The organism is Brevibacillus porteri, assembly GCF_003013475.1.
Classification (GTDB): domain Bacteria; phylum Bacillota; class Bacilli; order Brevibacillales; family Brevibacillaceae; genus Brevibacillus; species Brevibacillus porteri.
Window position 1 is genome coordinate 105,657 of the sequence record NZ_PXZO01000003.1, and the last position, 15,103, is coordinate 120,759.

Sequence of the window (15,103 nt, forward strand, 5' to 3'; positions counted from 1 at the left end):
TTTGGATTCTCGGATCATCACGACGCATATGAATTGGGAAGAAGATGCGGCGGAGCTGAGCCTCCGTCCTCGCTATTTAAACGAATACATCGGTCAACAGCACGTAAAGGAAAACCTGAAAATTTTTATTGAAGCAGCGAAAATGCGAAAAGAGTCATTGGATCACGTACTGCTGTACGGTCCGCCTGGTCTAGGGAAGACGACCTTGTCGCAAATTATCGCAAATGAGCTTGGCGTGAACATCCGCACGACGTCAGGTCCGGCTATTGAGCGTCCGGGTGATTTGGCGGCGATTTTGACAAATTTGCAAGAAGGCGACGTCCTGTTTATCGACGAGATTCACAGGCTCAACCGAAGCGTCGAGGAAGTTTTGTATCCGGCTATGGAGGATTTTGCGCTGGACATCATTATCGGTAAGGGGCCAAGTGCTCGCAGTGTTCGTTTGGATTTGCCGCCATTTACACTGGTCGGGGCCACGACGCGAGCTGGAATGCTGTCCGCGCCGCTTCGAGATCGCTTTGGGGTTGTAAATCGCCTGGAGTTTTATACAGTTCCGGAACTGACCTTTATCGTTTCGAGGGCAGCCGACATCTTGCAGGTCGTCATTCGAGAAGGCGGGGCAGAGGAGATTGCCAGACGTTCGCGTGGAACACCCCGGGTGGCAAACCGTTTGCTGAAGCGGGTTCGCGATTTTGCCCAAGTAAAAGGTGAAGGCGTCATTACGACAGAGATTGCCAAAGAAGCGCTGGAAAGATTGCAAGTGGATGCCTGTGGTCTCGATCATATCGACCATAAACTGTTGCTAGCGATTATTGATCGCTTTGACGGTGGACCGGTTGGGTTGGATACGATTGCAGCAACAATTGGAGAAGAGTCACAAACGGTGGAAGATGTTTGCGAGCCATATCTCATGCAGATCGGCTTTATGCAGCGGACGCCGCGGGGGCGTGTACTCACCCCGAGTGCGTACCAACACTTTGGTCGGGAGATGAAATCGTGAATCCTGTAGCCAAGCTACTTATTATTGGTGGTGCTGCTTTAATCGTAATCGGTCTTTTGTGGCAGGTAGGTGGCAGATTTTTGCCACTAGGACGCTTGCCGGGAGATATCGTGGTAGAAAAGGAAAACGTCAAGTTCTACTTTCCGATTGTGACTTGTATTGTGATTAGCATCGTCCTGTCTCTTGGCATGTATTTATTCCGGCTGTTTAAATAGGCAAGTGTGAAGGCCATCGGAGCTCATTGTTCCGGTGGTCTTTTTGCATGCGGGTGTTTGGTCCCATTTTACGAAAAAGGCAGGAGATCAGCCTGCGATTGTCGAAAAACATGGGAAGACATGCCAATTTTTGACGAAATCAAGCTTAGACAAAATCAGGTGGAGAAAGGACAATGGACGACATGAGAAAGAAATGGATGGGGAAAGTCCTTTCGGTGGGCCTGCTATCAGTAGTTCTCGTAGGAGGACAAGTACCAGCGCAGGCTGCCGGCGACAATATCAGAGTTGCGCTATTTGTGGATACAGGACAAGGCTATCGGGGAGTAGTTCCTTCCGTTACGCTAACTTCTGAAAATGGAATGGGAGTCGTGCTCAATGGACCCGAGGGCAAGACAGATTTACCCGAATTAAAGGGAGATGCAGCTCGTTACCGGGTTGATGAATATCATTTGATCGTTGCCGAAACAGGTGACTGGAATCGCGCACAGCAGATTGCACAGCAAATGAGCCAACGAAAATACGAGGGCTCAATCCAGGTGACAAAACGTAACAGTCAGACCGTCTATCAGGTCGTAAGCGGAACGTATGACACGTATCAGGCTGCAGCCAATCAGGCAAAAACGGTTGCCCAAGCAATCGGGCAGAATCCGCTGGTAAAAGGTCCGCATCGACTCGAAGCGGGTAAATTCAAGAGTTTAAAGGAAGCGCAAGAATGGCAAGCGTCATTTGAAGCAGCCGGTATTCCTGCTTATCCCGTGATGGTATCAGATGGGGATAAAGTCAAATATGCGGTTTGGATCGGAGATGAGGTTAGTCCTGATGCTGTGAAAGAATTGAAACGAAGAGCAAACGCCGCATTTCCTTCTTTCTCCTATCAGGAGCCTGCCAGCCAATCTTATGTTATATTGAAGCAGGATGTATACGGATCATCAGATGAAGTGATTTGGAAATATGTATTCTCCCCTCAAGCAAAGCTGACAGTTGAAGCGAATAAAGCAGGCGATGAATCGGTGATTGGCGTTGTAGAACGAGAGCAGCGCACATATCGCGGCGAGATGGAGCTGTCGGAATACAATGGTCACTTGACGCTAGTAAATGAGCTTCCAATGGAAGAGTATCTGTATGGAGTCGTTGGCTCTGAGATGGCTCCAGGCTGGCCGGTGGAAGCTTTGAAAACACAGGCGGTCCTGTCGAGAACTCGTGCTGTGTGGCAAGGCAATAAGTATGGAGTTGCCAATGTGTCCGATACGGTTTTCGAGCAGGCGTATTATGGCTATACAAAAGAGTCTGATGATGTACGCGAGGCCGTCGACGAGACAGAAGGCGAAATCATTTACTACCAAGGCAAACCAGCTGAGTCGCTCTTCTATTCCAATGCGGGCGGTATGACGGCGGACGGCACAGAAGTATGGGGCAATCCAGTTCCTTATTTGCGATCTGTCGAGAGTAAAGACACATATCCAATGGACAATGCAAGCGTATGGTATCGCGTGGCTTTAGCAGATGGATCGCTCGGCTATCTAAGAAATGATCTGGTCACCGAAACAGGCCAGAGTAATTCAGAGGGACAAAGAATAGCGGTCATTTCGACCGAGAATACCAATTTGCGCTCAGGTCCAAGCACAACAACTTATCGTGTGTTGTCTGTACTCCCTACTGGCGCAGAAGTAACAATCCTCTCAGAAGTAAAAGAAGAAAATGCGTATTCGTGGACGCGTGGTCCGTTTACCTCTACAGAGGTTGCAGCCATGATCAATGCCGCGCATGACAAGAACAAAGCTCCACGCATTTCAGGGAACGTAACGAGCCTGAAAGTGACAGAACGCGGTCCATCTGGACGTGTGATCGCGATGGAAGCAAATGGGACGCCGATCGTCGTTTCTTCACCGGATGCTTTCCGTTCTGTTTTTCAACAAGGTGGCTCCTCTCTGCGCAGCACGAAGTTTGAAGTAGAAATGATCAATGGTTCGCAATTCATCTTCCGTGGTACTGGCTTTGGGCACGGACTTGGTGTTTCGCAATACGGAGCTCGTGCGATGGCAGAGGAAGGGTATGACTACAAAGATATCTTGCAACACTACTACCAGGATGTGACAATCGAAAAGTAAGTCGTTTGCCACAAGATCTACCGCAAAAAGGAGTAACGATTTCGTGGACGTGCAACAATTTGATTTTGATTTGCCGGAGCATTTGATTGCCCAGCACCCGTTAGAAGACCGAACATCATCGAGATTGCTCGTATTAGAGAAACAAACAGGTAATATCGTTCATCAGCAATTTACCAATTTAATCGATCACCTCCAGGCAGGGGATGTACTCGTCATGAATGACAGCCGCGTTTTACCTGCCAGATTGATTGGAGAAAAGGCGGAGACTGGTGCAAAAATAGAAATCCTTTTGTTGAAATCACTGGGGGATGATCGCTGGGAGACGCTGGTGAAGCCCGGGAAGCGGATGAAGCCGGGGACAGAAGTGGTTTTTGGTAACGGTCTATTGCGTTGTGTATGTGAAGACGTGACAGAGACGGGTGGACGAATCGTGCGCTTTTTGTACGAGGGTATCTTTTATGAGATTCTCGACCAATTAGGCTCGATGCCTTTGCCTCCGTATATTCACGCACAACTGGAGGACAGTGAGCGTTACCAGACAGTCTATGCGAAGGAGCGCGGCTCGGCAGCAGCTCCGACAGCCGGCCTCCATTTCACGAAGCCGTACTTGGAGCAAATCGCTGCCAAAGGCGTACAGCTGGCTTACGTGACCCTGCATGTGGGACTTGGGACTTTTCGCCCTGTATCAGCCGATTCCGTGGAAGAGCATGTCATGCACGCGGAGTACTATGAGATTTCCGAGGAAACAGTAAAGCTGGTGAATCAGGCAAAAGCAGAAGGTAGAAGAGTAATCGCTGTCGGGACGACATCATGCCGCACATTGGAGACAGTAGGGCGCGCGAATGGAGGAAAGCTGGTAGCAACCTCTGGTTGGACGGATATTTTCATTTATCCGGGCTACACGTTTTCCATTCTGGACGGGCTCCTGACGAATTTCCACTTGCCGAAGTCTACGCTTGTTATGTTAGTGAGTGCTTTGGCTGGAAAAGAGAATGTGATGCGTGCCTACAAAACGGCTGTGGAAGAGGAGTATCGCTTCTTCAGTTTTGGCGATGCGATGTTCATTTTATAAAAATGTGAACAACCCACCTGTATAAGTGTATACTTATTAGTCAGGTGGGTTTACTTCATCCAGAAGTTTTTCTATAATAGGTAAGACTTACATACATAGCTTGAGGAGTGCAAAGATTTGGCTGTACGCTACGAGTTAATCAAAACATGCAAGCAAACTGGTGCACGTCTCGGTAAGCTACATACCCCTCATGGGACGATTGACACCCCTGTCTTTATGCCTGTCGGTACACAAGCGACAGTAAAGACGATGAGCCCCGAGGAGTTAAAAGCACTTGGCGCGGGCATCATCCTCAGTAATACGTACCATTTGTTTCTTCGTCCAGGGCATGAAATTGTTCGCGAGGCGGGTGGATTGCACGGCTTCATGAATTGGGACCGTGCCATTCTGACTGATTCCGGCGGTTTTCAAGTATTTAGCCTTAGTAACCTCCGTAAGATCACGGAGGAAGGAGTATCCTTCCGTTCTCACCTAAACGGAGAAAAGCTGTTTATTGGTCCTGAAGAGGCTACACAGATTCAAAATGCGTTGGGTGCCGATATTTTCATGGCATTCGATGAGTGTGCTCCTTATCCTGCGGAGTACGATTACGTAAAAAAATCAATGGAGCGAACAACCCGCTGGGCAGAGCGTTGCCTGAAGGCGCATACTCGTCCAAACGAACAAGCTTTGTTTGGAATCGTTCAGGGTGGCATGTTCAACGATTTGCGCGCACAAAGTGCACGTGATCTCGTTTCCATGGATTTCCCAGGATACGCGATCGGCGGTTTGAGTGTGGGAGAACCATTTCCTTTGATGTATGAAGTGCTGGAGCACACCGTTCCACTGCTTCCGACAAGCAAAGCCCGCTATTTGATGGGGGTTGGTTCACCAGATGCTCTTATCGACGGAGCGATCCGTGGCATCGACATGTTTGATTGTGTGTTGCCGACAAGAATTGCCCGCAATGGGACATGCATGACAAGCCAGGGAAGACTGGTCATCCGCAATGCAAAATACGCGCGCGACTTTACCCCGCTTGATCCAAATTGCGATTGCTACACCTGCAAAAATTACACACGTGCTTACATCCGACACCTGGTCAAGTCGGAGGAAACTTTTGGCATCCGATTAACTACCTACCACAACTTGCATTTCTTGGTGAAGTTAATGGAACAGGTGCGTCAGGCGATTGCCGAAGACCGCTTGCAAGATTTCCGCGACCAGTTTTTCGCTCAATATGGATTGGGTGAAGATAGATCTTTTTAATCGAGGGGGATTTTTTTCATGGATGGCTTGACTCAGTTTTTACCGATTATCATCATGTTTGCGATTTTTTACTTCTTGCTGATTCGTCCGCAACAAAAGAAGGCAAAACAACGCAACGCTATGCTTGGTGCTCTGAAAAAAGGCGACAAGATCGTAACAATCGGTGGAGTGCATGGAACGATCCAAGACCTGTCTGATGATACTATCACTTTGCGTATTGCTCATAACGTAAACGTTACGTTCGATCGTGGTGCGATCAACAGCGTAGTTTCTACCAGCAACGAACCTGCAAAGAGTGAACCAGCGAAGAGCGAAGAAGCAAAAGAAGAATCCAAATAATACATGCGAAAAGCAGGTGGGTGCTCCACCTGCTTTTTTCTGTCTTGTTTTAGCGGCGAGGCTTGATAACTTTAGGTTTACCGCTTTTATGCTTGTTGTTGGAATTGGCCGAATTCACGCCGAGAATCCCACCTAACGCAGCCACTCCGAAAGCGCCGAACAAGAACAGGAAGGTCCCCCATTGCATCGGGGCGTCAAAGCCGAGGAAACCGATCAAGAGGATGAAAAGGAAGTAAGTGAGTCCGGTAAGTCCGCCGTAGTACCAGCCCCTGCCGCCGCAACGACGTCCAGTAACGAATCCCCCGATCAAGAGGGCGATGGCATTGATCACGTACGTAAAATAGGGCAGCGTGCCTTCCCGTATCGAGGTGAAGCTAAGGAGCAAGGTCGCGAGCAACGCTCCAACTAAAACAAGACATGTCGTATACAATAGACCTGTCAGTACAGAGGTAGATGCACTTCGCACGGTATGTACCCCCTTTATTGGAAGTGTTTGTACATCTATATGAGAGGCTTGGCTCACGTATTCATCTTCGCGTTGAACATTGATAGGAATTTTCGTATGATGGATGGGGAACGAGACGGGGGTGAGGAAGATTGATCAAAACGTACTTTTATAACCACTCTGAACAGAAGATGTTTCACGACGTTGATCTGGCAACGAAAGATCAATGGCTGAAATCACCAGAGGATCTACTCTGGATCGATCTGTATGATGTGGGAAACAATGAACTGCCCTATATTGCCAAGATTTTCGACTTTCACCCGCTGGCAATTGAGGACTGCCTGCACGTCAGTCCACGTGCCAAGGTAGACAAGTACGATGACTACTATTTCTTCGTTTTTCACGCCCTGCGTTACAATGAAGAAAGTGATGACGAGATCACAACGGTAGAACTGAACGTTTTTCTCGGCCCTAACTACATCGTGACGATCCACAAGTCCCCGATGAATACCATCGGTCGGATCGCTGCCATGTGTCACCGCAACATTTCTTACTTGAACAGAGGTCCTGACTATTTGCTGTATGCCATTGTAGACGGGATTACCGATGAATATTTTCCCATTATTGATCGGATTAGTGTGCGGATTGACGAGCTGGAGGACGAGATTTATGAGCATCAAATGGAGGAAATTACAGAAGAGTTCTTGGCGTTGAAGCGAACGATTATTTTAATCAGGCGTGTGATCATGCCGCAAAAAAGAATTTTCGCGAACGTCAATGGCCGTTACTCCTTCGATATTTCCGAGGAAAACGTTCCGTTCTACACCGACCTAACAGACCACTTGGAGCGGATTTCCGATTCAACGGAAACCTTCCGTGATCTAGTAAACGGTGCGTTGGATACGTACTATACCATCATTAGCGCCAAAACAACGGAGACGATGCGGGTTCTTACGATCATCTCCACGATCATCCTTCCGTTGACATTTATCACCGGACTATTCGGGATGAATACTTTCGCATGGCTGGGTGAAGAAGCAGAACCGTATATGCTGATCGTGGCACTCGTGATTATGCTAGCCATGACGTTTGCTATGCTTCACATTTTCCGCAAGCGAAAGTGGCTGTAATTGGTGCTAATACTTTCCCTGCCCCCTGTTGAACACTAGTATCAAATGTTCTTGGGGGGCAGCGTAAGTGGATAATCTTACAATGGTGTTACTTCGCACCCTTTTCTCGTATTTTTTCCTCCTGATCTTAGTGCGGTTGATGGGAAAACGGGAATTGGGAAAGCTGTCCGTTTTTGATGTGGTCATTTCGATCATGCTTGCAGAAATGGCTGCACTGGCGATTGAGGATGTCGATAAGCCTGCCCTTCGGTTTTATTTGCCGATGCTGTTGATTGCCTTATTGGAAGTCGCCTTCGCTTATCTGTCATTAAAGAGCAAGAAATTCCGTGATTCAGTGGACGGCTCTGCCGATTTGATTATAGAAAATGGGCAAATCAGGGAGCAGGCGATGCGTCGCAATCGCTTGAACATGGATGATTTGATGGTACATCTGCGGCAAAAAGACGTAAAAAACATTGCCGATGTTGAATTTGCGTTGTTGGAGCCAACTGGACAGATGAGTGTGTTTTTAAAGGAGCAAAAAGAAAAGATTACGAGGGAAGATTTATCGTTGATGAAGAGGCCACAAGTCGGTCCTATCTCGTACAAAGGTCTGCCCATCCCACTGATTCTCGATGGCAAGGTGAGGACGGAGGCATTGAACAAGATCGGACAAAACCAGCTGTGGCTCAAACGAGAAATCCGGAAATATGGAATCAAAGACATTCGAGAGGTCTCTTTTTGCAGCATTGACGAACGTGGCATCATGTATTTGGATAAAAAAGACAAGCCGCTGCAATAAGCGCTAGCGGCGAGGGAAGAACACGGCGAGTTGTTCGCCGATCCACGGAATGCGACGCACGTCTTGTTTGCCCAAGACACGCATGGCGACGAGCAGGACAAAGTACAGCAAGGTGCTAATGAAGGTGCTTGCAGTCAATAGCTGCCCAATGGATACGTCCATAAACCAGTGCTTGGCAATATAGGAACCAGAATAACCCATGAGAAGCATGGCGACCGCGATTTTGCCGAATTCCCGAAGGTCGATCGTAAACCCGATTTTTTTGATCAGGCTGGCAAAATGCAGTAATGTCCCAAGTGTAATGCCGATATTAAGAGCAACGACAGCGCCGTGAATGCCGAATGCTGGATGTGCCGTGAAAAAAAACATGGCGACAGTTTTGACGATGGCACTGATCAGTGTATTTCGAAAGACAACCTGAGCGTAATCGAGGCCTTGCAAGGCGGCTGCAAGCGGTGCTTGGAAAAACAGGAAGACGGAGAACGGTGCCAGCTCTTTTAGCAGTACGCCAACCTCCCGATACTCATTGCCGTAGAGCAGGACACATAAAGGTTCTGCAAAAATGGTGAGCAAGACAGTACAAGGTGCTCCGATGACGAGTGTAATCCGCATGGCTTGATAAATGCGGCGATGCACGAGTGGAGCATTTTTTTGATAGGCCGCTTCCGCCACGGCAGGAACGAGGGAAACGGACAAGGAATACGTTAAAAAAGTGGGAAAAAGCAACAAAGGAACGGCCATTCCGGCAAACTGTCCGTACAAACCAGTTGCAGTCGAGGTGGTAAAGCCTGCGATGACGAGCGCATACGGTACGAGCATCGGCTCTAGTACGTAAGCGATGGAGCCGATGATACGGCTTAGCGTGACAGGGAGTGCGACATGGATGAGTTGCGACAAGCTCTTTTTGCTTGCTGAAACCGTCATGAGAAGGGGCTTATCCAGAAGCTGAGCTGCTGCTTTTTTGCTGCTTTTACGATACTGCCAGAGAATGTACAAGAGTCCGGCGGCTTCTCCAAAAATAATGCTGGCGACCGCCCCTGCTGTGGCGTACTCAATCCCTGCCGATAGAAACGACATCGTCATGACAACGACCAGTGCCATTCGGACGACTTGCTCCACAAGTTGAGAGACGGCAGTAGGGATCATGTTTTGCTTGCCCTGGAAGTATCCTCGCAGGACAAGAGAAATGCCGGAAATCGGGATGACCGGGATGGCTGCAAGCAGAACGATGTGTGCACGAGGGTCCGCAAATAACATTCCGGATATCCATTGAGCGAACAAGAGGAGCAGGACACAGATGAAGAGGCTAATCCCGCCTGTGACCGACAAGGCTAGTAACAGAAATCGGCGAGTCAGCCGCGGATTATTAGCCGCCTCCGTCTCTGCCACTTGCTTTGCAATGGCAACCGGAAGTCCGAATGTCGTCACAGTAATCAGAAAGTATAAAAGGGGCACAACCATTTGATAAAGCCCCATCCCTTCCGCTCCGATAATGCGCGACAACACGATCCTGTGAGCAAAACCAAACACTTTGGTGATGCCACCAGCAATAATGAGGATGACCGTTCCGTAAAAGAAGGATTGTTTCATGGAAGGCTCCTTTGCAAGGATAAATTCACTCAGTAAAGAATATGGACGTGCCGCTGTCGGCATGACTACTTTGAGGGGGAAATTGGGATGGACCAAGCGCAAAAACAGGAATGGTATGGACAAGTCGCAAGTCTTTGTGTAAGCAAGGCAGAGGAATTTGCTCTTTTGGGGTACGACAACGTGGCACCTGAAGACGTTTGGGAATGCGTCACGAACAGTTATAAAGAAATGCCACCGATACACCAGCTTGTCAACGACATTTTGTCCTTGAAGCCTAACAAGTATATGAATTACCTCATGATTCAAATGTATAAAAATTCGTAGCGATTTTATAGAAACTTCCGGGCACCCTCTTCGTATACGTACATGTCGCGAAAAACGCAAGGGGTTGGTTACCATGGTTCACTTTTCCAGCAATAATTGACACGTTTTTTTGTACTTCGTTATAATGGGCATATTGGTTTCTCGTCTAGGACGGGACCCTGTTAGGAAAGAGGGGTATTACTACTATGATTAAATGGGGAAGATTCCTCCTGTTTCTGGTCGTTGTAGGGCTTTTGGCTACGCTTATAACAACTACGACCAAGCAGGTGGCAGGAAACATCACACTCGGTCTGGACCTGCAGGGCGGGTTTGAGATTCTGTATGAGGTAGAGCCTCTCGAGGCTGGGCACAAAGTTGATATTGAGCTTTTGAAATCAACAGCACACATGATTGAAAAGCGGATTAACATCGGTGGCGTGGCTGAGCCAGTCACCACTACTGAATTGCCAAACCGGATTCGTGTTCAAATCGCATCACAAACAGCGGATCAGGACAAGCTTCGCGACTTGATCGGAAAGCCTGCACATCTGACATTCCGTGATGAAAATGGCAAGATTATGTTGCAAGGAAGTGACTTGGCTCCAAACGGGGCAGCAGTTGGTTATGACGAGCTGAAACGCCCGCTCGTTACCCTGAAATTCTCTGAGCCGAAGAAGCTAGAAGATGTCACACGTGCAAACCTGCACAAGCCAATGGCGATCTATTTGGATGAGACGATGCAAACCAATCCGACCATTCAATCGGTCATTACTGGTGGTAGCGCGCAAATTACTGGAAATTATACACAAGAAACGGCACAGGAATTGGCTGATCTGCTGAATTCCGGTGCGATGCCAGCCAAACTGATTGAGAAACAAGTAACCTCTGTGGGTGCTTCCTTGGGAACTCTGGCTCTGGAGAAAACCTTGTATGCAGGGTATATCGGAGCTGCGCTGATCTTTATTTTCATGGTCGTTGTTTACCGAATGCCAGGTATGATTGCGAACATTACCTTGGCTGGATTTACCTATTTTTGTATGGTCGTACTCGACTGGATGAATGCGACGCTGACGCTCCCAGGTATTGCTGGATTTATTTTGGCCGTGGGGATTGCCGTGGATGCTAACATCATTACATATGAGCGCATCCAGGAAGAAATTCGTTCTGGCAAGACAGTCCTCTCTGCCTTCCGTGCAGGTGAACGCCGTTCCTTGGTTACGATTATCGATGCTCACGTGACGACACTGATTGCAACGGGCGTACTGTTCTTTTTCGGGACGAGCTCCGTACAAGGCTTCGCTGTTGTATTGGCGATGACGATTATCGTAAGTATCATTACCAACGTGTTTGGGTCTCGCTTCCTCCTCTGGCTGGTTGTCCGTTCCAACATGTTTAAAAAGCCGTTCTGGTTCGGGGTAAAGGAGAGTGAGATCCGTGAGCTATGATAAAGACCATACTGTAATCAGATTTGACATCGTGAAAAATCGCAGGAAGTTTTTTATCTTTTCCTCTGCGATTATTATCATCGGCCTTCTGTTTACGCTATTTCAAGGGCTTCACCTTGGCGTTGACTTCAAGGCAGGAACTCGCTTGGATATGTTCATAGGAAAAGAATTCAATCCGACAGATTTAGAAACAGTAATCAAACAAGAGATTCCGGATGTGAATTTTAGCAAGGTTACTCCGTACGGTACAAATCAGGCCTATACACGTTTTGACCAAACCATTTCATCCGATACACTGATGAAAGTGGAAAATGCGCTCAAAGCAAAATATGGTGAACAGGTCACGAAACAAGTTTCTTCCGTTGATCCAAGTATTGCGCAAGAGATGGTGAAAAAAGCAGGGATTGCGGTAGCGATTGCTGCTGTGGGAATTGCCATCTACATCGCGATCCGCTTCCAATGGCTGTTCGGTATTGCATGTGTCGTGGGGCTTGCGCATGACGTGTTTATTCCCATTGCGTTGTTCTCTATCCTCGGGTTGGAGGTAGACATTACCTTTATCGCCGCGCTTCTGACGATCTTGGGTTACTCGATTAACGATAAAATCGTTATTTTTGACCGGATTCGGGAGAACTTGAGAACGATGAAATCCAAGACAATTCCTGAACTGGAGCATCTGGTGAACGTGTCACTGTGGCAAACCATGCGCCGTTCTGTATACACGGTAGCGACTGTATTCTTCACAGCTCTTGCACTTGCTGTTTTAGGAAGCGAGAGCATTCAAAACTTCTCCTTGGCCCTGCTGTTCGGTCTGGTGAGTGGTACGTATTCCTCTATCTTTATTGCAGCCCAAGTATGGGTGAATTTGAAAGAACGGAATATGAAAAAGAAAAAAGAAGTAGTGTAAAGGTGGACGAAACCGCAGGTGAACCCTGCGGTTTTTCTATTCTCTGTTTCTGTATTTGCCGCAGTTTGAAGCCGCATGAGAGTTTTGCAAAAAACGGTATGTTTTATGCAGTTGTCAGCTTCCTGCTCCATCCTCTATAATGAATGAGGATTGGAGGAAAGCCCATGCTGAAAGCGAAAACACGCTGGAAACTGGCCACCTATGATGAGCAGCTAGCTGCTACTATTGCCGCAGATTGCCAGCTTACTCCGCTCGTATCCAAGCTACTGGTGATACGTGGCATTGACACATCACAAAAGGCTCGTGACTTTTTGCAAGCCGGTCCAGAATTGTTTCATGACCCTTTCTTGCTGGATGGAATGGAACAAAGCGTGCATCGTATTCAACAAGCCATTCAAAGGCAAGAACCGATTTGCATATACGGCGATTACGACGCCGATGGGGTTAGCTCCACATCGCTAATGGTACATCTACTGCGCCAACTCGGCGCTGTTTTTGACTACTACATTCCCAACCGTTTTACAGAAGGGTATGGGTTACATAAAGACGCATTGGCGCATCTGCATCATAGCGGCTATAAGCTGATCATCACTGTCGATACAGGGATCAGTGCAGTGGAGCAGGTAGCGTACGCGAACCAGTTGGGTCTTGACGTCATTGTAACCGACCATCACGAACCTCCGGCAATCATCCCGGAGGCATTTGCTGTGATTAACCCTAAGAAGCCCGGCTGTTCGTACCCGTTTGATATGTTGGCGGGAGTGGGGGTCGCCTTTAAAGTGGGGCATGCCTTGCTGAAAGAACCGCCACTGCATTTGGCTGATTTGGCTGCATTGGGGACGATAGCGGATCTGGTGCCGTTGGTAGATGAAAATCGCATTCTTGCTCGAGCAGGATTAAAGCGCTTAAATCATACAAGGAACCTTGGTCTGCAAGCCTTAATCCGAGTTTGTGGGTTAGCGGATACTGAGCTGTCTGCGGGACATGTAGGCTTTGCGCTAGGACCGCGTCTGAATGCGAGTGGAAGGCTGGAGACGGCTGAATCCGCTGTGAAATTGCTGACGACTTCGGATATGGACGAAGCAGAGAAATGTGCCCAGGCGCTGGACGACTTAAACCGCGAACGTCAGGAAATCGTCGCAGCGATGACTGAGGAAGCTGTACAAATGGTGAATGAGCTGTATCCACCAGACCAGAACAATGTTCTCGTTCTGGCTAAAGAAGGCTGGAACGTGGGCGTGGTAGGGATCGTAGCTTCCCGATTGGTCGAGCTTTTTTACCGTCCAACGATTGTTCTTGGCATTGATCCGGAAAAAGGAACGGCAAAAGGTTCGGCAAGAAGCATTGCAGGTTTTGATATGTATGAAGGTCTGACTGCCTGCAAGGAATGGCTACCGCACTATGGCGGTCATACAATGGCAGCGGGGATGACCTTGCCTGTAGAAAATCTCGACTTATTACGCCAAAAATTAAACGAGCTCGCTGGAGAGTGGTTGTCCGCTGAAGACTTCACGCCGATGACCAAAGTGGACGTTGCGATGAGCATGGAAGAGATCAGCTTGACGGCAGCGGAGCAACTTGAACAGCTCGCCCCATATGGAATGGGGAATCCAACACCACTTGTTTTATTAGAAGAAGTAGAAACACAAGGGATGCGCACCATTGGGCGAGATGACAATCATTTGAAGTGTACATTGAACAAAGCGGGAACCTCTTTGGATGCAATTGGCTTCAACTGGGCACATGTAACAAAGAGAGTAACGCCCAAGGCACGTTTTCACGTATTGGGAGAATTGTCTGTAAACGAATGGAACGGAAATCGAAAGCCTCAGCTGACGATCCGTGACTTGTCTGTTGGACACCAGCAAGTGTTTGACTGGCGAGGCAGTCGTGACAAGATAGAGAAATGGCAGCAAGTGATGGTGGAGTCAAATTCGGTGACCATTCTGTTTCGCGAGGATAGCTATGAGCCATTGGCAGCGAAAGCGACAAGCGATCAGGTGAATTCCTTGTTTGTGGTTGGTCGAGAGGGGACGAACATCACAGCCTCTTCCAACGTGATTTTGTATGATTTGCCGAAGCATCGTTCCGAATTGGAAGTGGTTCGTGTCTTGCTCAAACAAGCGGAGCGTATATACTGTTTGTTTGGTGATCCGGATTTGGGAATGGAGCGGCTTTCCTGTCCGGGCCGGGATCATTTTAAACAGTTGTACCAGTTTTTCGTCCAGGTGCCAACTGTTAAAAAAATCCATATGGATGCATTGGCCAAAAAGCTGCAATGGAAAAGAAATCTATTAGACGGCATGATCGCCATCTTTATGGAGCTGGAGTTTTTAGTAGAGGAGGCCGAGCAGTACACGTTGCAGACCAACACTGCGAAAAGGCCGCTCGAGAGCTCTATGCTCTATGCGAATTGGAAGGAAGAGGCACAGCTTGCTACGGATTTATTGCTTTCTTCTTCTGATGCAATGATTCAAGCGCTTCATCAATTGGTGGAACCAACCACCGTTTAGGAGGAAT

14 protein-coding genes are annotated in these 15,103 nt (G+C 48.1%); 12 read left to right on the forward strand and 2 right to left on the reverse strand.

Annotation, left to right across the window (positions count from 1 at the left end):
- Position 1: 1 nt before the first annotated feature.
- The 6 genes from ruvB to yajC all read left to right on the forward strand — a co-directional run bounded on the left by ruvB (position 2) and on the right by yajC (position 5,982).
- The gene (gene ruvB / locus C7R92_RS04390; protein ID WP_012685582.1) at positions 2 to 1,000 is read left to right on the forward strand and encodes a Holliday junction branch migration DNA helicase RuvB; all 999 of its coding nucleotides are present in this window, start codon (positions 2 to 4) and stop codon (positions 998 to 1,000) included.
- Entirely contained in the window at positions 997 to 1,215 is a 219-nt protein-coding gene (locus tag C7R92_RS04395; RefSeq protein WP_012685583.1) for a DUF2905 domain-containing protein, read from the forward strand. Before ruvB ends, C7R92_RS04395 begins: the two co-directional genes overlap by 4 nt.
- 173 nt (positions 1,216 to 1,388) lie before the next feature.
- Complete coding sequence (locus C7R92_RS04400) at positions 1,389 to 3,323, forward strand: SpoIID/LytB domain-containing protein (protein WP_106833372.1); 1,935 nt, start codon at positions 1,389 to 1,391, stop codon at positions 3,321 to 3,323.
- Between the two features lie 43 nt (positions 3,324 to 3,366).
- Positions 3,367 to 4,395: a tRNA preQ1(34) S-adenosylmethionine ribosyltransferase-isomerase QueA gene (gene queA, locus C7R92_RS04405; protein ID WP_106833373.1), complete on the forward strand. Its 1,029-nt coding sequence runs from the start codon at positions 3,367 to 3,369 to the stop codon at positions 4,393 to 4,395.
- A gap of 117 nt (positions 4,396 to 4,512) precedes the next feature.
- Positions 4,513 to 5,643 (forward strand): tRNA guanosine(34) transglycosylase Tgt, encoded by a 1,131-nt coding sequence (gene tgt / locus C7R92_RS04410; RefSeq protein WP_007717557.1) that lies wholly within the window; start codon positions 4,513 to 4,515, stop codon positions 5,641 to 5,643.
- 18 nt (positions 5,644 to 5,661) lie between these two features.
- Positions 5,662 to 5,982 carry a preprotein translocase subunit YajC gene (gene yajC / locus C7R92_RS04415; RefSeq protein ID WP_106833374.1) on the forward strand — a complete coding sequence of 107 codons (321 nt, stop codon included), beginning with the start codon at positions 5,662 to 5,664 and terminating at the stop codon, positions 5,980 to 5,982.
- 49 nt (positions 5,983 to 6,031) lie between these two features.
- On the opposite strand, the gene C7R92_RS04420 is transcribed toward yajC, so the two are convergent.
- Positions 6,032 to 6,448: a TIGR04086 family membrane protein gene (locus C7R92_RS04420; protein ID WP_069850500.1), complete on the reverse strand. Its 417-nt coding sequence runs from the start codon at positions 6,446 to 6,448 to the stop codon at positions 6,032 to 6,034.
- 131 nt (positions 6,449 to 6,579) lie between these two features.
- Here C7R92_RS04420 and corA point away from each other — a divergent pair, with 131 nt between their 5' ends.
- Positions 6,580 to 7,557: a magnesium/cobalt transporter CorA gene (corA, locus tag C7R92_RS04425; RefSeq protein WP_007717563.1), complete on the forward strand. Its 978-nt coding sequence runs from the start codon at positions 6,580 to 6,582 to the stop codon at positions 7,555 to 7,557.
- A gap of 67 nt (positions 7,558 to 7,624) precedes the next feature.
- Positions 7,625 to 8,338, forward strand: a complete 714-nt coding sequence (locus tag C7R92_RS04430; protein WP_106833375.1) for a DUF421 domain-containing protein — start codon at positions 7,625 to 7,627, stop codon at positions 8,336 to 8,338.
- A 3-nt stretch (positions 8,339 to 8,341) separates the two neighbouring features.
- On the opposite strand, the gene spoVB is transcribed toward C7R92_RS04430, so the two are convergent.
- Positions 8,342 to 9,928 carry a stage V sporulation protein B gene (gene spoVB / locus C7R92_RS04435; protein WP_106833376.1) on the reverse strand — a complete coding sequence of 529 codons (1,587 nt, stop codon included), beginning with the start codon at positions 9,926 to 9,928 and terminating at the stop codon, positions 8,342 to 8,344.
- Between the two features lie 87 nt (positions 9,929 to 10,015).
- Between spoVB and C7R92_RS04440 the strand changes: the two genes are divergently transcribed.
- The 4 genes from C7R92_RS04440 (at position 10,016) to recJ (ending at position 15,096) form a co-directional block, all read left to right on the forward strand.
- A complete protein-coding gene (locus tag C7R92_RS04440; protein ID WP_017247573.1) occupies positions 10,016 to 10,252 on the forward strand; it encodes a post-transcriptional regulator in 237 nt (78 codons plus the stop codon).
- Between the two features lie 185 nt (positions 10,253 to 10,437).
- On the forward strand, positions 10,438 to 11,676 hold the full coding sequence (gene secD / locus C7R92_RS04445; RefSeq protein ID WP_106833377.1) for a protein translocase subunit SecD: 1,239 nt from the start codon (positions 10,438 to 10,440) through the stop codon (positions 11,674 to 11,676).
- On the forward strand, positions 11,666 to 12,583 hold the full coding sequence (secF, locus tag C7R92_RS04450; protein WP_106833378.1) for a protein translocase subunit SecF: 918 nt from the start codon (positions 11,666 to 11,668) through the stop codon (positions 12,581 to 12,583). Before secD ends, secF begins: the two co-directional genes overlap by 11 nt.
- A 164-nt stretch (positions 12,584 to 12,747) precedes the next feature.
- A complete protein-coding gene (gene recJ / locus C7R92_RS04455; RefSeq protein WP_017247576.1) occupies positions 12,748 to 15,096 on the forward strand; it encodes a single-stranded-DNA-specific exonuclease RecJ in 2,349 nt (782 codons plus the stop codon).
- Positions 15,097 to 15,103 lie beyond the last annotated feature (7 nt).

Coding starts and splice junctions, on each gene's coding strand:
- C7R92_RS04400 (WP_106833372.1), top strand. CDS start 1,389: ATGGACGACATGAGAAAGAAATGGATGGGGAAAGTCCTTTCGGTGGGC.
- yajC (WP_106833374.1), top strand. CDS start 5,662: ATGGATGGCTTGACTCAGTTTTTACCGATTATCATCATGTTTGCGATT.
- spoVB (WP_106833376.1), bottom strand. CDS start 9,928: ATGAAACAATCCTTCTTTTACGGAACGGTCATCCTCATTATTGCTGGT.
- C7R92_RS04440 (WP_017247573.1), top strand. CDS start 10,016: ATGGACCAAGCGCAAAAACAGGAATGGTATGGACAAGTCGCAAGTCTT.
- secD (WP_106833377.1), top strand. CDS start 10,438: ATGATTAAATGGGGAAGATTCCTCCTGTTTCTGGTCGTTGTAGGGCTT.
- recJ (WP_017247576.1), top strand. CDS start 12,748: ATGCTGAAAGCGAAAACACGCTGGAAACTGGCCACCTATGATGAGCAG.